Source organism: Neisseria sicca, from assembly GCF_003044565.1.
GTDB classification, from domain to species: domain Bacteria; phylum Pseudomonadota; class Gammaproteobacteria; order Burkholderiales; family Neisseriaceae; genus Neisseria; species Neisseria sicca_A.
The window spans coordinates 370,519-390,669 of the sequence record NZ_POXG01000003.1 but is presented as its reverse complement, the minus strand read 5'-3'; the positions used below and the strand labels follow the sequence as shown (position 1 = coordinate 390,669).

Here is a 20,151-nt window from a genome sequence, read left to right as displayed (position 1 = left end):
TGCCTTACAAGCAGAATGTCGGCGGTTCGACTCCGTCATCACCCACCAAGTTTCCTTTCATTGTTGCAAAACAATGATGCGCGGTGGTAGCTCAGTTGGTTAGAGTACCGGCCTGTCACGCCGGGGGGCGCGGGTTCGAGCCCCGTCCGCCGCGCCAAATTTAAAAAGCACCGATTTGTCGATGCTTTTATTTTTTTGGTCGATGCATTTTATATATTGGGTACTTATAGTGGATTAAATTTAAATCAGGACAAGGCGACGAAGCCGCAGACAGTACAGATAGTACGGCAAGGCGAGGCAACGCCGTACTGGTTTAAAGTTAATCCACTATAATTTTAAAAAGGTCGTCTGAAAACAGCTTAAGCGTTTGAATAGAATACGCTAGGTTTGTTTTCAGACGACCTTATATCTCAAAAAACCTTATTTATGACCATATTCAGCAATATATTGGGCAATTGCAGCTTCAGGGTTAGCGGCATTAATAACTTGAGGTACTTCTACATAACCGCGTTTAACCAGATTTTTTTCACGCAGAGTATTACCTTGCATGCCAAGTACAATACCAACGCCGAGACTAAGAAGGTTGATGATGGCACCAAACATCTCATTCTGACCAGCTAATACAGCTAACACAACAAAAGTGACAAAAATTCCAATCCCCAAACCCCACATTTTTTTCACACAAGCCCAAATAGCCCCAAAGAGAAATGCAGGCCAAGACCAGCCTTGTTTGACTGCCTCGTACTGGTTCATAGGATTTTTAAAAATCTTGTAAAGCTTCATAAAACACCTTTCTTTTATACCTTAAAAAGTTAACGTCATTATTCTATCAAAATATATTAAAAAGTTGAATCATTATAAGATAAACGGTCGTCTGAAAACTCGATTCGGTTTTCAGACGACCTTTCTTCATTCACTTATACAATCCCTACCTTATCATTCAGCCCAGTTTTTCTTCTTGCTGGTTTTGCCTATGCCCGGATTGAAGCTGTTGGTCGGGTCTAGTTTGCGGTAGAACTGTTTGAGCGCGGGTTTCGCTTCGTATAAATGGCCGACGTTGTGTTCGGCAGGATACTGCGCGCCACGTTGGTCTAAGAGATGCAGCATTTCGTGTTCCAATGCCATGCAGTCGTTGCCTTTTTTGATGATGTAATCCTGATGGAAAACGTGGCACATGAAATGTCCGTAGTAGAGCTTGTGGATGATTTTATTGTCGATTTCCGACGGCAGTTTTTCAAACCAGTCGCGGTCGTCGCGGCGCAGGGCGATGTCCAGCGCGACCAAGTCTTCCACTTCGTCGTCATGCACGGCGCGGTAGCGGATGGCGGCTGAGGCGACGGCAAAACGGTGCAGCATGGCGGCTTGGGTTTCTTCGGCGTTGCATTCGAAAAACGCGCCGCCGTGGTGTGCAAAATACTCTTTCAGGAACGCGCGCGCTTCATCGACGCCTTTTCCACCCATTTTCAGAATCAGATGGTGTTCGTATTTGTCGCGGTAATCGCGCATGGATTTGGGCAGGTGATCAGGCAGATATTTGCTGACGAACTGCATGACCTTGTCGGAAAAATGTTTGGGCAGGAAGCTGACTTTTTTGCCGAATCGGTCAACTTTAGCTTTGAAATCAAATAATTTCGGCAGTTGGTGTGTACCGAATTTCTTGATGACGTAGAACGTGTCTTTGCCGTACACGTCGGCAATATCGAAAGCGTCGCGATGGATGTATTCGCCAGAAACGGGCAGACTTTCAAATTCGCCCAAGGCGGCGCGGCGGATGTCGGTCAGCTCGTTGATGTCGTTGGTGCCGATGTAGAACACGACAGTTTGCTTCTCTTGCGGGAAGGTGTCCAAGCGGACGGCGAAAACCATCAGTTTGCCTGCGCAACCGGACGCTTCGTAATGGCGCGCCGGGTCGGCATTGAAACGCGCGGCGGTCGGCTCGTCCACTTGGCGGACATGGTCACAATAGGCATGGTCGTGTCCTTTGCCTGCGTCTTGCGTGATGTCTTTTCTCTGATAATGATGACCTTGAAGATTGGTCAGGATTTCTTCGGGCGTGTCGCCCAAATCTATGCCCAAATGGTTGACCAGCTCCAGTTTGCCCTCTTCGTTGATTTGGGCGAACAGCGCCATTTCCGTGTAGGCTGGGCCGCGCTGCACCAATGCGCCGCCGGAGTTGTTACACACGCCGCCCAAAACGGACGCGCCGATACATGAAGAACCGATAACCGAATGCGGTTCGCGCCCCAAAGGTTTCAGCAGCAATTCGAGCTGGTTCAGGGTCGAACCGGGCAGGCAAACGACTTGTTCGTTGTTGTTGATGGTTTGGATGATGTTCATCCGCATGGTGTTCACAATCACGATGTCGCGATCGTAATCGTTGCCGTCGGGAGTCGAGCCGCCTGTCAAACCGGTATTCGCCGCCTGCGTAATCACAATCACGTCTGCCTCAACGCAAGCCTGCAAAATTTTCCACATTTCCAGAATGGTTCCGGGGCGCACCACAGCCAACGCCTTGCCCTCGCCGAAACGGTAGCCTTGGCGGTATTGTTCAGTTTTCGCGGGATCGGTGATGATGTATTTTTCGCCGACGGTTTGGGTCAGGCTGCTGATTAATTGCGAGGCGGTCATAATGCGCTCCTTGGGGCTGGTTTTATTGGATTAAAATAGTGATTGTAGTAATGGTACACGGTAAAGTAAAGGTCGTCTGAATACGGTCCGGCAAGGGAATGTTACAAACCACGAACCTGATGATATTTGAAGCATACACACCATCCGTCCGCACGCCCTACCCTTTGATTAACCATCTTCCCCGCTATACACAATTTCTTTGCCGAACGATGTGAACAGCCTGTGAATAAGTTCTATTACCTTTTGATAATCAAACAAAAAAATATAGTGCTTAAAAAATGGGCAGTTTGTCGGTTTAGTCACATAGAGTGTTTGCCTTTGTGTGTGCAGTCTGTGGAAAAGTTATCTAACTTATTCTATTTACGACAAAAATATACAATGATTAAAAATTAGGCAATACGGCGTATAATCCGATTGATCAAACACACCCACTCAAAAATCCCGATTTTCAAAAAAGGACAAGGAATGCACACCCTTTCGGAACAAGTCCGCTTAAATGAAGCGCGCAAAAAGTTGGCAAAAAGCAGGCGTTGGGCGACGGGCTTGCTGCTTCTTGCGTGCGGGCTGTTTGCAGCCTCCGCTGTTTATGTGCGCCAATATCCTTGGTTGGGATTTGTCAAAGCGTTTGCCGAAGCGGCGATGGTAGGTGCGCTGGCGGACTGGTTTGCCGTAACCGCGCTTTTCAGACGACCTCTCGGACTGCCGATTCCCCATACCGCGATTTTGCCGCGCAATCAGGCGCGTATCGGCGATGAATTGGGACGGTTTATCGAACATAATTTTTTGCAGGGCAAACCCATCGCCATGCGCATTTACCAAGCGCAGCCCAGCGATAAATTATTGAAATGGCTGGACGGCGAAGACGTAAAATCGCATTGGCTGCCGTGGCTTTTCAAGCAGATTCCCACCCTGCTTGCTATCGCCAAACCGGAACAGACGGCGCGTTTTACGGCGATGCTGTTAGAAGAACGTTACAGCGGAGAACAAATCGGCAACACGCTTGCCGACGGTTTGCGGCTGTTGAAAGCGCAAGGGATGCACGAAAAAGCGTTTGAAAGCCTGCTCCGTCAGATTCGGCGTTGGCTGAAAACGCCGGAAACCCACGAAATGTTGGAGCAGAATCTGCGCGAATGGGCGGCAAAAATCGAAGGCGGCAATCCCGGAACTTGGGACAGGCTTAAAGCGGCGGTGAAATCGACCTTGGTGGAGAAAGTCGATGATTGGGCGGCAGAAAAAGCGTTGGCATGGATAGACGGCTATTTGGCAACCGCGGACAAGCAGGACAACGCGCTGCGCCGACAATTCTTGGTGCAATACGACGAACTGACTGAACGCCTGACCACATCGCGCCTGTGGCACCGCCGCCTGGACAAATTCAAAAAACAATTCGCGCAATCGCCTGCCCTGCAACGTCAAATCATGACCTTATGGCGCGGCATTTTGGACTGGGCGCGCGAAGATGTGGAAAAACAAGACTCTTTGTGCCAAGCGCAACTGGAAAAGCTGCTGGATCATATGCGTTCGCAAGCCCAAGCCTACCCGCAATTTATGCGGCGGGCGGATGTGCGGATTTCGCTTTTGGTTCGGGATTTTGTGATGCGTTATAAAGATAAGGCCGCTTTGTTCGTCGCGGACAAAGTCAAAGGCTGGGACAGCCGCCTGATGGTGGAAAAACTGGAATTGAGCGTGGGCAAGGATTTGCAATATATCCGCATCAACGGCACGCTTGTCGGCGGTCTGGTCGGACTGGTGATTTATACGGTATCGCTGTGGCTGGCGGGATAGTATAGTGGATTAAATTTAAACCAGTACGGCGTTGCCTCGCCTTAGCTCAAAGAGAACGATTCTCTAAGGTGCTGAAGCACCAAGTGAATCGGTTCCGTACTATCTGTACTGTCTGCGGCTTCGTCGCCTTGTCCTGATTTTTGTTAATCCACTATATGAAAAGGGGTCGTCTGAAAAGTTCAACGGCGCAAAAAGCAATCGGCATTTTATCCCTACTTCGTCCGTTTGTGTCGATTGAAGCTGCCCTTTTCAGACGACCCCCTGCTTTTTCCGACTGTAAAATATCAATAACGCCATTTGCCTAATTTGATAAAATTACGGACCGAATTTTTGTTCCTGCCTGCTAAGGATGGTCTGTGAAACAGGTCGTCTGAAAGTTTCTCAGCCGCTTTTGACGGCTTGAGTATGAAATTTCACAGGCGGATATGGACGGCAACTTCAAACCCATTACGCCGTTCAGACGACCCCTATTTAAGATTGATATGTATAAGTTCCTCCCTATTGTCCACGTTTTGTCCAGACTGGGGCTGCTGTTTTCCATGGTGCTCGCAGTACCGACGTTGATGTCGTATTTTTTTCTGGACAACGCGTTTCCGGCGTTTGCCTACACGGCTTTGGCAACGACGCTGACCTCTTGCGCGGTTTGGCTGATGACCTTCCATTTCCGCCGCGAGCTGCGTCCGCGCGACGGGTTTACGTTGGTTTTGATGTTGTGGCTGGCGTTTGCGCTGGTGGCGGCAATGCCGATTTATATTCACATCCCGGGCATCAGTTTTACCGATGCGTTTTTTGAGGCGATGTCCGGACTGACGACGACGGGCGCGACGGTCATGACGAGTTTGGACACGCTGGCTCCGTCAATAAATTTTTGGCGGCATATGCTCAACTGGCTGGGCGGCATGGGTATCATCGTGCTGGCGGTAGCGATTCTGCCGATGCTGGGCGTGGGCGGAACGCAGCTCTTCAAGGCTGAAATTCCGGGGATGGACAAAGAAAGCAAGATGGCACCGCGCATTTCGCAGGTGGCAAAAAAGCTTTGGTTTTTCTATACGATGACGACGACGGCGGCTTTTCTGACGCTGCATTTTGCGGGGATGAGCTGGTTTGACGCGCTTTGCCACGCGATGTCGGCGGTGTCGCTGGGCGGTTTCTCGACACACGATGCCAGCATCGCCTATTTTGATTCACTGTCCGTCGAATGGGCGATTATGTTTTTCACGCTCTGGGGCGGTGTGAATTTCGCTACGCATTTCACGGCGCTGACACGACGCTCGCTCAAATCTTATTGGCGGGACGAGGAATGCCGCGTACTGCTGTCGCTGCTGGCGGTGAGTATTTTGATGTCGGCGGTGTATCTGTGGCAGAAGGATTTTTATGCAACCTTTGGAGATTCGCTGCGTTTTGTGAGCTTCAACTTTGTCTCCATCGGACTGGCAAGCGGTTTTTCCAACACGGATTTTGCGCAATGGCCGCTGATCGTGTCGCTGTGGATGTTTTTCCTGTCCAACCTGTTGGCAAGCTCCGGCTCTATGGGCGGCGGCATTAAAAACGTGCGGGCGTTGGTTTTGTTCAAATTCAGTCTGCGCGAGATGATGATTCTGCTGCACCCGAGAGCAGTGCGCACGGTAAAGGTAAACGGACGCATGATTCCCGACCGTATGGCGTTGACAGTGATGGCGTTTATTTCGATTTATTTCATGACGACGATTGTGTTCAGCTTTTTGCTGATGGCAAGCGGGATGGAATTTATCTCCGCCTTCACCGCCGTCATCGCGTGCATTACCAATGCAGGACCGGGCTTGGGCGAAGTAGGGCCGGCAGGCAGCTATGCGGTATTGAGCGATGTGCAAAAATGGCTGTGTTCGGCCGTCATGCTGCTGGGACGCTTGGAAATTTTTACCGTGTTGATTCTGCTGACACCGGCTTATTGGAAAAAATAAAGACAGGTCGTCTGAAAACGGATTTCGGGTTTTCAGACGACCTTTTCGTTATCAGGCAAGCTGCATCTGACTGATGAACACAAGCAGCAAGCCTTAAATAGGAGTGGCTCTACTTTAAACCACAACATCAAAACAAAAAAGCAAAGGAAAATACGATGGATATTCTTACCCGCCTGCAAAACTTACCGCCGAGCAAGTTTCATTACAGGCTTTTGGTACTGGTCGGTATCGGCTGGCTGTTTGACGCGATGGATACGGGGTTGGTGTCGTTTATCCTGCCCGAGCTGGGCAAAGACTGGTCGCTTGCGCCGGCGCAATTGGGCTGGATCGTCAGCATCTCTTTTGTCGGCATGGCACTGGGCGCAGTCATCAGCGGCTGGTTTGCCGACCGCTTCGGCAGGAAAACCGTTTTTGCCGGGACGATGGCGGTGTACAGCGTGGCAACGGGTTTATGCGCGTTTGCACCCAACCTGTCCGCGCTTTTATTTTTCCGCTTCTTCGTCGGCGTAGGATTGGGCGGACAGCTCCCCGTCGCGGTGTCCTTGGTCAGCGAATATGCGCCACCGAAAGTACGCGGTCGCTTCATCGTGTTGCTGGAAAGTTTTTGGGGCTTGGGCTGGCTTGCCGCCGCTTTGGTGTCGTATTTCTTCATTCCGCAAACCGGCTGGCACAGCGCGTTTTTAATCGGCGCGTTGCCGATTTTGTATATCCCGATAGTGTTGAAATTCATCCCCGAATCCATACCCTACCTGCTCTCGCAAGGCAAAACGGACGAAGCGCACCGGCTGGTCAGCCGCTTGGAAGAGGAAACGGGGATGACGCCCGCCGCAACCGCCATCGCACCGCCACAACAGGAAAAACAGCGCATCCGTTTCATACAATTATGGCAACAGCCTTTCGCACGGCGCACGCTGATGCTGTGGCTGGTTTGGTTCGGCATCGTCTTTTCCTATTACGGCATTTTTACTTGGCTGCCGAAACTCTTGGTCGAACAAGGCAATACGGTGGTTAAAACCTTTGAATATGTACTGGTGATGATAGTGGCGCAACTGCCCGGCTACATCGCGGCGGCGGCATTGGTGGAAAAAATCGGGCGCAAAGCGACATTGGCGGGCTTTCTCGCCGCCTGCGCCGTCTGCGCGTGGTTTTTCGGGCAAAGCAGCAGCGCCGCCGAAGTCATGGCATGGGGCAGCCTGATGTCGTTCTTCAACCTCGGCGCATGGGGCGTTTTATACACCTACACGCCCGAACTCTACCCCCTCCGCTTCCGTGCCTTCGCCTCCGGCTGGGCGGGCGCAATCGGACGCATCGGCGGCATCCTCGCTCCGATGGCGGTTGCCGCGATGATTGGCGGCAGCAGCGGGTTCAGCAATATTTTCATGATGTTCGCGCTGGTCATGCTGCTGATTGTCGCCGTCGTGTTGATATTGGGCGAAGAAACCAAAGGCAGGACGCTGGAAGACATCAACGGATAAACGCCGTTCTTCAAATCATCCCGCCAAATAAAAAGTCGTCTGAAAGTGTCACTTCACCGAAGTCAAACAACACTTTCAGACGACCTATTTCATTGAAATCCGGCTACGCGCCCTACTCTGCCCAAATCACCGTTTCCGACGCATCGCGGCGCGGTTTCGGGTTAATGTCGCGCACACGGTAGCCGAAGGTTGCGGCGACGGACAAGCCGTAATTTTCAGGGTCGAGCAATCCGGCTTCGGCAAGGATTTTTTCTACTGCGGCATACTCCATGCCTTCGATAGCGCAAGAATCGATGCCGAGCATCGCCGCGCCGGTGAGCATATTGCCCAGCGCGATGTAGGTTTGCTTGCTTGCCCAGTCAAACAAGGCGCGTTCGTCGTCGGCGATGGGCATATCGTGGGTTTGGAAACGGCGGTAGCGTTCAAATGCGCCCGCCCTCTCTTCGGCGGTCATACCGCGTCTGTCCATCAGCTCTTCAAAAGCGGGGCTGTCGTAGCGGGCGTGTTTTCGTGCCAACAGGAAAACGACATGACTGGCATCCGAAATGGAAGCCTGCATCCCCCAAGCGAAGGGTTTGATTTTTTCGCGCAATGCCGCGTTCTGCACAACCACAAACTGCCACGGCTCGCAGCCTACGGAGCTGGGCGAGAGCCGCCCGAAATCAAGAATGGCGGCAAAATCTTCGGCACTGATTTTGCGCGCAGGGTCGTAGTAGCGGACGGAAACGCGGCGTTTGAAAATTTCGAGGGCTTGTTCGCGGGTCAGTATCATGATGATTCCTTTGATTGAGTATGGAAGGGGCTTCCTTTCGGACAATCAGAATGGTCAAACGTTCGCAAAGTCTGCAACACCAGCGGCAGCGAAACCGTTTGACGGTTGTGTGCAGAAAGATAGGCGGCGTTAATCAGCTCCAGCGATTTCAAGCCTTCGCGCCCGTCGACAACAGGCTCGGCTTTGCCGCGCAACACATCGACAACATTCCGATAATACAGCGGATGCCCGAAACCGTACACCGACGTGGTTTCATAATTGGCGGTTTTGACTTGTTCGTCGTAATCGCACTCGTTGGCAAAATTCCATTCCTGAATTTCGTTCACCGCCATGCCGCCGATGCGTACCGTGCCGGTTTCGCCCAAAATGGTAATCGAGCCTTCGAGGTTTTTCGGATAGGTGCACATGGTCACCGCCATCGAACCGAGCGTGCCGTCGCGCCAACGGAGATTCATCACGCCCGTGTCTTCGGCTTCAATTTTGCGGTGGGTCGCAATCATCGCCTGCACTTCCGCCACCGGGCCGATGAGCCATTCCATCAAATCGACGTAGTGGCTGGCTTGGTTCATGAACGCGCCGCCGTCCAGCTTCCAAGTGCCGCGCCAACCGCCTCCTTGGTCGTAATACGACTGCGGACGCGTCCAAAAAACATTCAAATGCACCATATAGATTTTGCCGAAGCGTTGCTCCGTGACCGCGCGTTTGAGCAGTTGCAGCGTGGCGTTGAGGCGGTTTTGTTTCACGACAAACAAACGTTTGCCTGCTTTATCGGCGGTTTGAACCATGCGCTCGCCGTCCGTAAAACAAGTCGCCATCGGTTTTTCGGTAACGACGTGAAAACCCGCTTCCAACGCCTCAACCGCCTGCTCAGGATGCAAGCCGGACGGCGTGGTGATGACGATTACGTCGGCATCGGTTTCCGCCAGCATTTCCGTATAGCGGGCATAACCTTTCGCGCCGGTGCGCTTGACCGCCGCCTCAAGCGCGGCAGGGTCGGTGTCGCATACGGCAACGAGTTCGCAATCTTCTTGCAACACTTCAAACGAGCCGAAATGATTGTTGGAAATACGGCCGCAACCGACTAAGGCGAATTTGATTTTGCGATCGGAGATGGGTTCAGACATTTTCAGACGACGTACACAGGTATAAAAAACGGGAAAAGATTATAGAGAAATCAGCCGTCAACCGATACCTAAAATTATGAAAAATTTGACGGAGCGGCAGGATATGGGTTTGCTTTCCGCCGTCTCGCCTTCTTTTCAAACGCATGAAGGAATGAAGTTATAGTGGATTAACAAAAATCAGGACAAGGCGACGAAGCCGCAGACAGTACAGATAGTACGGAACCGATTCACTTGGTGCTTCAGCACCTTAGAGAATCGTTCTCTTTAAGCTAAGGCGAGGCAACACCGTACTGGTTTAAAGTTAATCCACTATAATTTACAACAAATGCGTATCGTGGTTTATAATCCTATTCTTACGAAACAGGGGTGCTGCCTGATGTTCAGGCGGCTGAGAAATACCCTTTACACCCGATCGGGATAATACCTGCGTGGGGAGTTTTCACGGATTCTGTCTTTCAGACGACCTTTTTTGATATGGGGTCGTCTGAAAAAGCAAAACGCTCCTGTTTCTTCTTTTCAAACGAGAAAACAGGAGCATTTTTTATGACTACACCAAAGAAACCCGCCAAAACCTCCGGCAACGAAGCGCGCGAGCTTGCCGACTTGAGCGAAGACATCGGCATCCGCTTCAAATATCCGAACTCCGAACGCGTGTATCTGCAAGGCAGCCGCGACGACATCCGCGTGCCTTTGCGCGAAATCCGTCAGGACGACACCTACACGGCGCAAGGCACGGAAGCCAATCCGCCGATTCCCGTCTATGACACCAGCGGCGTGTACGGCGATCCGGCGGCACACATCGACTTGAAACAAGGTCTGCCGCACATCCGCACCGCATGGCTGGACGAACGCGGCGATACCGAAATCCTGCCCAAGCTCTCCAGCGAATACGGCATCGAACGCGCGCACGACCCGCAAACCGCCCATCTGCGTTTCAACCAAATCACCCGCCCCCGCCGCGCGAAAAGCGGCAGCAACGTAACCCAGCTTCACTATGCGCGCCGCGGCATCATCACGCCCGAAATGGAGTTTGCCGCCATACGCGAACGCATGAAGCTGGACGAGCTTTTCAGACGGCCCGAATACGCCAAGCTCTTGAAACAACACGCAGGACAAAGTTTCGGCGCGAACATCCCGACCCATCCCGACCAAATCACCCCCGAATTTGTGCGCCAAGAAATCGCTGCGGGACGCGCGATTATCCCCACCAACATCAACCATCCCGAACTCGAACCGATGATTATCGGCCGCAACTTCCGTGTCAAAATCAACGGCAACTTGGGCAACTCCGCCGTCACCTCCAGCCTGACCGAAGAAGTCGAAAAAATGGTGTGGTCGCTGCGTTGGGGCGCGGACACGATTATGGATTTGTCTACCGGCGCGCATATCCACGAAACGCGCGAATGGATTATCCGCAACGCGCCCGTTCCCATCGGCACGGTGCCCATCTATCAGGCTTTGGAAAAAACCGGCGGCATTGCCGAAGATTTGACTTGGGATTTGTTCCGCGACACCTTAATCGAGCAGGCGGAACAAGGCGTGGACTATTTCACCATACACGCGGGCGTGTTGCTGCGTTATGTGCCGATGACCGCCAACCGCCTCACCGGCATCGTATCGCGCGGCGGTTCCATCATGGCGAAATGGTGTCTCGCCCATCATCAGGAAAACTTCCTCTACACGCATTTCGACGAAATCTGCGAAATCATGAAAGCCTACGACGTGTCGTTCAGCCTCGGCGACGGCCTGCGCCCCGGCTGCATTGCCGATGCCAACGACGAAGCGCAGTTCGCTGAACTGCACACCTTGGGCGAATTGACCGCCAAAGCGTGGGAACACGACGTACAAGTCATGATCGAAGGCCCCGGCCATGTGCCGTTGCAACGCGTCAAAGAAAACATGACCGAAGAGCTGCAACACTGCTTTGAAGCGCCTTTCTACACACTCGGCCCGCTTGTTACCGACATCGCCCCCGGCTACGACCACATCACCTCTGGCATAGGCGCGACCAATATCGGCTGGTACGGCACAGCCATGCTCTGCTACGTTACCCCGAAAGAGCATTTGGGCCTGCCCGACAAAGAAGACGTGCGCACCGGCATCATCACCTACAAACTCGCCGCCCATGCCGCCGACCTCGCCAAAGGCTGGCCGGGCGCACAATTACGCGACAACGCTCTGAGCAAGGCGCGTTTCGAGTTCCGCTGGCGCGACCAATTCCGCTTAAGCCTCGACCCCGAACGCGCCGAGAGCTTCCACGACGAAACCCTGCCTGCCGAAGGCGCAAAAATCGCCCACTTCTGCTCAATGTGCGGCCCCAAATTCTGCTCGATGAAAATCACGCAGGAAGTACGCGACTACGCCGACAAGCAAAAAGCCCAGCGGCAGGGCATGGAGGAAAAAGCGGTCGAGTTTGTGAAGAAAGGGGCTGAGATTTACAGTTGATAAAAAGGTCGTCTGAAAGTTTGAACTGCACCCCAAAAGTTGGACATCCCCTCCAACTCACAAGGTGCAGTTTTTTTATGACCAAATATACATTACACTTCAAATACCAAGCCGTACTCCACTACCTGCATATACGCAGCCAACAACGTACCGCAGACCACTACGGCATTTCCCGAACCCACCTGAGACGATGGATACGCGCCTATCAAGAAGGCGGTATCGGCGCACTCGAACATCCCCAATCCAAAACCATGCCCCAACACCGCAAAAACCCCTTCATCGCAGATAAACCCGACCAAGAAAAAACACAGGCAGAGCTTATTGAAGAACTGTGCTATATGCGCGCAGAGGTCGCCTACCTAAAGGAGTTAAAAGCCCTCAGCCAAAAACAGACCGAAAAGGACAAAGCCAAACCGTCCAAACACTGAGGGCGCAACACCCGCTCAAATACCTGCTACACATTGCAAACCTGCCCAAAAGCAGCTTTTACTACCATCACCAAGACCGACCCGATCCCGACGCAGCCGACAAAGCCCTCCTCGTCGAAACCTACCGGCGGCATAAAGGACGCTACGGACAAAGGCGCATTGCCGCAGCATTAGATTGGAACCGCAAAAAAGTGGCGCGGTTGATGAAGCAGATGGGGCTGAAAGCCCTCATACGGGCGAAAAAAGCCTACCGCCATCCCGCCATGGGCGAGATATCGGAACACCTCCTCAAACGCCGGTTCAAAGCCCGAAAGCCCAACGAAAAATGGCTGACCGACGTTACCGAACTCAAAGGAAAAGACGGCAAACTGTACCTCTCGCCAATCTTGGACTTGTTCAACCGGGAAATCGTCGCCTACGCCATGAGCCGCAATGCCAACAGCGAAATGGTGAAGGAAATGCTCGAAAAAGCCGCCCCCTGTCTGACTGATAAAGGAACGATGCTTCATTCGGACCAAGGTGTGCTGTACCGTACGGCGGGGTATAGGGAATTGCTTGCGGAGCATTCCATGGTTCAAAGCATGTCGCGAAAGGCGAACTGTTGGGACAATGCGCCGATGGAGAGCTTCTTTGCGGTGTTGAAGACGGAGTGTTTCTATAACGCAGGTGAATTGACGGTAGACGAATTGATGAAGCAGATAGATGACTATATGGATTACTACAACCGGGAGCGTTGCAGTTTGAAATTGAAAAAGCTGAGTCCTGTCGCATACAGAACCCAGCTTGCACAGAGCGCCTGAATAGGCTTTTATGAGTGTCCAAGATTTGGGGGCCAGTTCAAGTTTTCAGACGACCTTTTTCTATTTCCTGAACTCTTCCCTGACGATGTCCAGCCAAGCCCTGAGCGCGGGGGTGGGACGCTGGTGTTTTTTCCATGCCATCGTCAGTTGCCAGCGGATTTCGGGTTCGGTCAGCGGGACGGCGGCGAAAGTGTCAGGGTTGATTTTGCGGGCATAGTATTCGGGCAGAAGGGCGATGCCCATATGGTGCGCCACCATGTCGGCGAGCAGGTCCCATTGTCCGGTGCGGCAGACGACGTTGGGGGTGAAGCCTTGGCTGCGGCAGGCGGTTTGGATGGTTTCGTTGAGGGAAAATCCTGAGCCGAAGAGGATAAACGGTTCGTGTTGCAGGCTTTTGAGGCTGAGGGCGGCGTGGCGGGCTTGGGCGCGCGGCATAAGGACGACGAGCGGGTAGTCGCATAGGGTGATGCTGTCGAAGTCTTCGTGGACGGGGGCGAGCAGTTGTCCGGCGTCGAGTTCGTTGTTGCGCAAGGATTGTTCGATGGCGAGCGAACCTTGTTCGAGGAAGGTCAGTTCGATGCCGGGCCATTGGCGGCGGAAGCGGAACAGGGCGTTGCTGAGGAGGTCGCTGCCGAGCAGTGCCAAACCCAGCCGCAGCGTGCCGCTTTTGATGTGGCGGTAGCCGTCGATGCGGGCGAGCAGCAGGTCGCGTTCGTGCAAGAGGTTCAGCGCGTGGCGGTACACTTCTTCGCCGATGGGCGTGGTGGCGACTTGGCGTTTTTTGCGGCCGTTTTCTTTAACCAGCAGCGGCACGCCCAGCTCTTCTTCCAATGCCTGTATGGTTTTGCTGACGGTGGGTTGGGTCAGGTTGAGCGCGGATGCGGCGGCGGAGAAACTTTGCAGGCGCACGAGTTCGGCGAAACAGTGCAGGCTTTTGAAATCCATTATTCCTCTTGGGCATGATTTTGGTACAGATAATTCATATTATGCGTAAACCGCGTCCTTATAATCAAGCCTTCGTTTTGAATTACGGATTGATGAATCTTATGGATACGCTGACGCGATTTTTTCAGACGACCTTGCAGCTTGCCGTGGTCGGCTTGGTGTGGCTGGTGTCGGATTTGATGGTGCGCTTTGCCCATCTGCCTGTTTCTTCGGGCGTATTGGGGCTGTTTTTAATGCTGGCTCTGCTGGGCAGCGGCGTGATTAAAACCGGCATGGTCGAGCGCGGCGCGAAATGGGTATTGGGCGAACTGGTGTTTTTCTTCATCCCGATTATGGTATCCGTATTGCAATACCGTGATTTGCTTCTTTCCGAAGGTTGGCGGCTGGTGCTGACGATTGCGGTCGGCACTGCGCTGGTGATGATCAGCACGGCGTTGACACTAAATTTCTGCTACCGCTGGAAACGCCGCCTGTATAAAAAACTGCACGCCTGATAGGGAATCAAAATGGATTACGCCGCGCTTGCCTGCTTTATCTGGACCTGCTTCGCCTATTTCGTAGCGAAAAAAATCTACCGTAAAAAACCGCTGATGATTTTCTCGCCTGTCGTAACCGTCTCGGTCAGCACCATCGTCCTGATGCTGCTTTTAGGCATTTCCTACGACACTTACCACAAATACACGCAAGGCATCGTTTTCCTGCTTACGCCGGTAACGGTCGCCTTCGCTATTCCGATTTATGAAAACCGCGAAGTCATCCGCCGCCAGCTTCCCATCCTGTCGATAGCGATTTTAGTCGGCATGTTTGTCGGCGTTGCCAGCGCATTTTTGATGGGCAATATGTTCCACTTCGACAGCGAAGTCACCAACAGCCTGATGGCACGCTCGATTTCAACGCCGTTTGCCGTCGTGTTGGCAAGTGAAATCCACGGCTCGGCGTCGCTGGTATCACTGTTCACCATCATCACCGGCTTCGTCGGCATGATATTCGGCGATTTGTTTTTAGCGTTTACACGCATCCGTTTCCATACTGCCAACGGTGTCGCACTGGGCAACGCCGCCCACGGCTTCGGCACTTCCCGCGCCGGACAACGCCACGAAACCGAAGGCGTGATGGCGAGCCTGACCATGATTTTGGCGGGGCTGTTTATGGTCATCATCGGGCCGAGCATGGTGCATTTGGTGGTTTGGCTGATGGGCTGAACGGCAGTTTTATAGTGGATTAACATTAAACCAGTACGGCGTTGCCTCGTCTTAGCTCAAAGAGAACGATTCTCTAAGGTGCTGAAGCACCAAGTGAATCGGTTCCGTACTATCCGTACTGTCTGCGGCTTCGTCGCCTTGTCCTGACTTAAATTTAATCCACTATACAAAGATATTGGCAACGTCGTCTGAAAAGCCGTTTGCAGGTTTTCAGACGACCTTTTTTTGAGTTGGCCGCGGATATAAACGTTGACAATGACAAAATATTAATACTATGCTGAAGTATTACTCACTAGCGGATATATTATGCAAACGACTCATCCGAACCCATTCCTCCGTCTCAATATCATCGGCACAGGCAAAGGACTGCCTTCACGGTTGGTCCCTTCCACCGAAATCGACGCCCTGCTCGGCATCAAAGAAGGCCGCACTGAAAAACTCAGCGGCTTGGCGCAACGCTACTTTCTGGCAGAAGGCGAATCTGCTGATGCCATGCAGCTTCAAGCCGCGCAAAGCGCAATGGCGGCGGCAGGCATTACGATTGACGATGTGGACTGCGTTATCAACGCTTCGGGTATCGACCGTCAATGCATTCCTTTCAACGCCGCGCATACCTTGCGCCTGCTGAATCCCGCCCGCCCGATTGCCGCATTCGACGTTAACATGACCTGTTTGTCGTTCTTACGCAGCTTGGATTTGGCGGATTCGCTGTTATACAAATATCCCACCATTTTATTGATCAGCTGCGATGTCGCCTCTGTCGGCTTGGACTGGAACGATTTTCACAGTTCGACCATTTTCGGCGACGGCGCGGCGGCGGCAGTCATCAGGTCGTCTGAACGCGGCGGCGTGTTGGCAAGCAAATTCGAGGTACATCCCGAAGGCTACGAATTTTGCACCATTCCTGCGGGCGGCTATGAAAACCATCCATCCAAACATCCCGAAAGCTATGTCTCCCAAGCCTATTTCCACATGAACGGCAAAAAGCTCTACAAGCTTGCCGCCGAAGCCATACCCGGCTTTTTGGATGAAACTTTGGCGCAGGCAGATTTGACGTTGGCAGACATAGACTGGATCGTTCCGCATCAAGCAAGCCGCGGCGCTTTGCAACACATCATCAGTCGTCTGAAACTCGACCCTGCCAAAATCGTCGATATTTTCAACACCCACGGCAACCAAATCTCCGCTTCCATCCCCTCCGCGCTGCACCACCTGATGACCGACTTCCCCGTCCGCTCGGGCGATAAAGTTCTGCTGTTCGGCACATCCGCAGGCGTAGGCTTGGGTGCGCTGATTTGGGAAAAACCATGAAAAAGGCCATCGTCACCGGCGCTACCGGCGGACTGGGGCGCAACCTTGTGCAGACGCTGCTTGCCCAAGGCTGGCAAGTAGCCGCCTGTGGGCGCAATGCCGAAATCGGCAAAATGCTGGGGACGGAATTTCACGCCTTCGATTTGTCTGACCGCAATCAGACCCTAAAGGCGTTTTCCGAAGCCGATATCGTGTTCCATTGCGCCGCCCTGTCTTCGCCGTGGGGGCGTTACGAAGATTTTTACCGCGCCAACGTGACCGCCACGCAAAACGTCTTAGCGGCGATGCGGCAGCACCATATCGGCAAGCTGATACACGTTTCCACGCCCAGCATCTATTTCGATTACCTCGACCAGCATAAAGTCCCCGAAACCTTCGTCAGCCGCCACTTCGTCAACGACTACGCCTACACCAAATTCCTTGCCGAACAAGAAGTCGCCGCCGCTACCGACATCTCTAGTGTCATCATCCGTCCGCGTGGCATTTTCGGTGAATACGACACCGCCGTCCTGCCGCGCCTGCTCAAAATCTCCGAAAAAGGTTTTCTGCCGCTGATTCGACGCAGCGGACGAGAAGCAGGCGGCGCATTAGTCGACGTTACCTATGTCGGCAATGTCGTTCACGCCCTGATGCTGGCTGCCAAAGCCGATGTGCCCCGCGCCATGCCGTTCAACATCACCAACGGCGAGCCGCAGACCATCGCCACACTCTACCGGCAAATCATCGACACCCTGCATCTCGGATGTCGTCTGAAACCCGTTTCCTACCGCCTGATCGACAGCGTTGCCCGCATACTGGAAACACAGGCGCGGCTGACCCGTTCCTTTCGCGAACCCCTCGTTACCCGTTACAGCATAGGCACGATTTCCTTCGACCAAACCCTAGACATCAGCCGCGCCCGTTCGCTGCTCGGCTACGAACCCCAAATCAGCGTTGCCGACGGACTGCGGCAATACGCCCGTTCCTTGAAAGGCTGAAGCTATGGACATCCGTTTCTACCACACCGGCTACTGCACCCATCCCGAATGTATGGTCGAACGGGGCGGCAGCCTGCGTAAAGCCGCCTTTCCCGCCATGACCGCCCACATCACCCACCAAGGCGGCAACCTGCTGTTCGATACCGGCTACGCGCCCCGCTTTTTCGAAGCCTGCCGCCGCTTTCCCGAAAAATTTTACGCGCTGACCACGCCCGTCACCCTCAGCCAACCGACCATACGCGAACGCTTGGGCGATGCCGCGCACGACATCAACCAAATCTTCCTGTCCCACCTGCACGCCGACCATATTGCCGGACTCAAAGACTTCCCCGATGCAGAAATCATCCTTTCCCGTACCGCCTACGATTTTGTTTACCGTACCGATAAACCCGAAAGCCTGACCAACCGCATCATCGAAGTCAAACAAGGCTTCCTGCGCGAGCTGTTGCCCCAAGACCTGCCGCAGCGCGCCCGCTTTATCGAAGATATGCCCGAAGTCCGCCTTGACGAAGCGTTTTACCCATTTGAACAAGGCTACCGCATCAGCGCCGATTTGATTGCCGTCGCCCTGCCCGGCCATGCCGCCGGACAATACGGACTGATAGCCGGAGAATTTTTCCTGATTGCCGACGCCGTTTGGCGGTTTGCAACCATCAGCCACAACCGCCGCCCCAACCCGCTGACCGGTCTGATCGCGCAAAACCGCTCCGCCGTCCAAGCCACCATAGACCGCCTGCAACACCTCCACCGCCGCAACCGCGAAATCATCCTCGTTCCCAGCCATTGCGAACCCACCTTGCGCCGTTTGGGCATGGAAGGCTTGGATTAAAACAGGTCGTCTGAAAACCCAACAAACCTAAGCCCCTCAACCGCCCAAAAGAACACACCATGAAACCTTCAAAATGGCAAATCCTCAAATCCTTCTTCAACACCCGAAACTACACGGAACGCGCCGCCCTTGAAGCACACCAGCAAAAACAGCTCAACCGCCTTTTAACAAACCACGACAGCCGCTTCTACCCCCACAGCACCAAGCTGCAAGACTATCCCGTTATCAACAAACGCATCTTCATGCAGCATTTCGCCGACATCAACGCCTACGGCATCAGCGAAAAAGACGCCCTATCCGTCGCGCTCAAAGCCGAAGAAAGCCGCGACTTCAGCCCCGTTTTTCAGACGACCTCGGGCAAAGAAATCACCGTCGGACTTTCCTCCGGTACCAGCGGCAACAGGGGCATTTTCCTCGTTTCACCCGAAGAGTCCGCCCTGTGGGCAGGCTATATGCTCAAACGCATGCTGCCCCGCCCCTACCTCGCCCGCCACAGCATCGCCTTCTTCCTGCGCGCCAACAGCAACCTCTACACCGCCGTCAAAAGCCCGCTGATACGCTTCGAGTTTTACGACCTGCTCAACACCTTGGATGCACACATCCCAAGGCTCAACGCACAAAACCCCACCATCCTCATCGCCCCCGCCCAAGTATTGCAGCAGCTTGCCCAGCATTCCGGCCTCGCCATACGCCCCAAAAAAATCATCTCCGTTGCCGAAGTTTTAGAACCGCAAGTCAAAACCCGCATCGAGCAACGCTTCGGCACGCCGGTTCACCAAATCTACCAATGCACCGAAGGCTTCCTCGCCCACACCTGCGCCCACGGCAACCTGCATCTGAACGAAGACATGGTCTATATCGAAAAAGACTGGATAGACCGCGAAAGCGGCCGCTTCGCCCCCATCATTACCGACTTCAACCGCAAAAGCCAACCCGTCATCCGCTACCGCCTCGACGACGTTTTGATTGCCAACGACGCACCCTGCCCCTGCGGCAGCGCATTCGCCCGCATCAGCGCCATCGAAGGACGCTGCGACGACATCCTCGACGCACGCACGGCAAACGGCGAACCTTACGCCCTCTACGCCGACTTCATCCGCCGCGCCATGATTTCAGACGACCTCATCCAAGAATACCGCGTCGAGCAACACGGCAAAGCCCTACACATTTTCCTCACGCCCGACACAGAACAAACCCGCGCCGCCGCCACCCGCAACCTGGACCGCCTGTGGCAGACGCTGCAACTTCGCCCCTTCGATTACATTTTCCAGCCGGAACAAACCCGCCCCCTGCACCAAAAACGCCGGCGCGTGACGAAAATTTCCCCGTATAGCGAAAATCCTTAATCGTTTTAATGTGTTATCTTTCTAAAGCAAAGATAAAAAGGGTCGTCTGAAAAATTTCAGACGACCCTTCCAGTAAAAAGAAAACGCCATACCCGACCTTACCTTCCTACTTTCCGTAAAACCTGCCATGCTAAGCTTGCAGTA

The 20,151-nt window shown here is 53.4% G+C and carries 17 protein-coding genes, 1 tRNA gene and 1 riboswitch; of the genes, 13 read left to right on the top strand and 5 right to left on the bottom strand.

From position 1 onward, the window contains the following. Nucleotides 1-80: 80 nt before the first annotated feature. Nucleotides 81-157, top strand: a tRNA-Asp gene (locus tag DBZ16_RS09045). 263 nt (nt 158-420) lie between these two features. On the opposite strand, the gene DBZ16_RS09040 is transcribed toward DBZ16_RS09045, so the two are convergent. Together DBZ16_RS09040 and dld are read right to left on the bottom strand one after the other, a co-directional pair. Continuing rightward, the gene (locus DBZ16_RS09040; RefSeq protein ID WP_107813745.1) at nt 421-783 is read right to left on the bottom strand and encodes a DUF2628 domain-containing protein; all 363 of its coding nucleotides are present in this window, start codon (nt 781-783) and stop codon (nt 421-423) included. A 153-nt stretch (nt 784-936) separates the two neighbouring features. Then, entirely contained in the window at nt 937-2,628 is a 1,692-nt protein-coding gene (gene dld / locus DBZ16_RS09035) for a D-lactate dehydrogenase (RefSeq protein ID WP_107813744.1), read from the bottom strand. 465 nt (nt 2,629-3,093) lie between these two features. On the opposite strand from dld, the gene DBZ16_RS09030 reads away from it, so the two are divergent. The 3 genes from DBZ16_RS09030 (at nt 3,094) to DBZ16_RS09020 (ending at nt 7,828) form a co-directional block, all read left to right on the top strand. Continuing rightward, entirely contained in the window at nt 3,094-4,413 is a 1,320-nt protein-coding gene (locus DBZ16_RS09030; RefSeq protein WP_107813743.1) for a DUF445 domain-containing protein, read from the top strand. Between the two features lie 482 nt (nt 4,414-4,895). After that, entirely contained in the window at nt 4,896-6,353 is a 1,458-nt protein-coding gene (locus DBZ16_RS09025) for a TrkH family potassium uptake protein (protein ID WP_107813742.1), read from the top strand. A 155-nt stretch (nt 6,354-6,508) separates the two neighbouring features. Beyond that, entirely contained in the window at nt 6,509-7,828 is a 1,320-nt protein-coding gene (locus DBZ16_RS09020; protein WP_107813741.1) for an MFS transporter, read from the top strand. 112 nt (nt 7,829-7,940) lie between these two features. On the opposite strand, the gene DBZ16_RS09015 is transcribed toward DBZ16_RS09020, so the two are convergent. Both DBZ16_RS09015 and DBZ16_RS09010 read right to left on the bottom strand, forming a co-directional pair. Beyond that, nucleotides 7,941-8,600: an NAD(P)H-dependent oxidoreductase gene (locus DBZ16_RS09015; protein WP_107813740.1), complete on the bottom strand. Its 660-nt coding sequence runs from the start codon at nt 8,598-8,600 to the stop codon at nt 7,941-7,943. Further along, nucleotides 8,597-9,724, bottom strand: coding sequence for a Gfo/Idh/MocA family protein (locus DBZ16_RS09010; RefSeq protein WP_107813739.1), 1,128 nt, complete (start codon nt 9,722-9,724; stop codon nt 8,597-8,599). Before DBZ16_RS09010 ends, DBZ16_RS09015 begins: the two co-directional genes overlap by 4 nt. Before the next feature lie 352 nt (nt 9,725-10,076). After that, nucleotides 10,077-10,176: riboswitch (TPP riboswitch) on the top strand. Between the two features lie 91 nt (nt 10,177-10,267). Here DBZ16_RS09010 and thiC point away from each other — a divergent pair. The 3 genes from thiC (at nt 10,268) to DBZ16_RS08995 (ending at nt 13,397) form a co-directional block, all read left to right on the top strand. Continuing rightward, nucleotides 10,268-12,169 carry a phosphomethylpyrimidine synthase ThiC gene (gene thiC / locus DBZ16_RS09005; protein ID WP_107813738.1) on the top strand — a complete coding sequence of 634 codons (1,902 nt, stop codon included), beginning with the start codon at nt 10,268-10,270 and terminating at the stop codon, nt 12,167-12,169. Between the two features lie 77 nt (nt 12,170-12,246). Continuing rightward, nucleotides 12,247-12,597, top strand: coding sequence for a helix-turn-helix domain-containing protein (locus tag DBZ16_RS09000; protein WP_234396301.1), 351 nt, complete (start codon nt 12,247-12,249; stop codon nt 12,595-12,597). Continuing rightward, the gene (locus tag DBZ16_RS08995; protein ID WP_107813736.1) at nt 12,501-13,397 is read left to right on the top strand and encodes an IS3 family transposase; all 897 of its coding nucleotides are present in this window, start codon (nt 12,501-12,503) and stop codon (nt 13,395-13,397) included. Before DBZ16_RS09000 ends, DBZ16_RS08995 begins: the two co-directional genes overlap by 97 nt. Before the next feature lie 60 nt (nt 13,398-13,457). Here DBZ16_RS08995 and DBZ16_RS08990 read toward each other — a convergent pair whose 3' ends face one another. Beyond that, on the bottom strand, nt 13,458-14,342 hold the full coding sequence (locus DBZ16_RS08990) for a LysR family transcriptional regulator (RefSeq protein WP_107813735.1): 885 nt from the start codon (nt 14,340-14,342) through the stop codon (nt 13,458-13,460). Between the two features lie 14 nt (nt 14,343-14,356). Here DBZ16_RS08990 and DBZ16_RS08985 point away from each other — a divergent pair, with 14 nt between their 5' ends. From DBZ16_RS08985 to DBZ16_RS08955, 6 genes are all read left to right on the top strand, one after another. Continuing rightward, nucleotides 14,357-14,836 carry a CidA/LrgA family protein gene (locus tag DBZ16_RS08985; protein WP_107813734.1) on the top strand — a complete coding sequence of 160 codons (480 nt, stop codon included), beginning with the start codon at nt 14,357-14,359 and terminating at the stop codon, nt 14,834-14,836. 12 nt (nt 14,837-14,848) lie between these two features. Then, on the top strand, nt 14,849-15,544 hold the full coding sequence (locus DBZ16_RS08980) for an LrgB family protein (protein ID WP_107813733.1): 696 nt from the start codon (nt 14,849-14,851) through the stop codon (nt 15,542-15,544). Between the two features lie 306 nt (nt 15,545-15,850). Then, nucleotides 15,851-16,855: a 3-oxoacyl-[acyl-carrier-protein] synthase III C-terminal domain-containing protein gene (locus DBZ16_RS08970; RefSeq protein WP_107813732.1), complete on the top strand. Its 1,005-nt coding sequence runs from the start codon at nt 15,851-15,853 to the stop codon at nt 16,853-16,855. Continuing rightward, nucleotides 16,852-17,832, top strand: a complete 981-nt coding sequence (locus DBZ16_RS08965; protein ID WP_107813731.1) for an NAD-dependent epimerase/dehydratase family protein — start codon at nt 16,852-16,854, stop codon at nt 17,830-17,832. Before DBZ16_RS08970 ends, DBZ16_RS08965 begins: the two co-directional genes overlap by 4 nt. A gap of 4 nt (nt 17,833-17,836) precedes the next feature. After that, nucleotides 17,837-18,661: an MBL fold metallo-hydrolase gene (locus DBZ16_RS08960; RefSeq protein ID WP_107813730.1), complete on the top strand. Its 825-nt coding sequence runs from the start codon at nt 17,837-17,839 to the stop codon at nt 18,659-18,661. 59 nt (nt 18,662-18,720) lie between these two features. After that, nucleotides 18,721-20,007, top strand: a complete 1,287-nt coding sequence (locus DBZ16_RS08955) for a F390 synthetase-related protein (RefSeq protein ID WP_107813729.1) — start codon at nt 18,721-18,723, stop codon at nt 20,005-20,007. Nucleotides 20,008-20,151 lie beyond the last annotated feature (144 nt).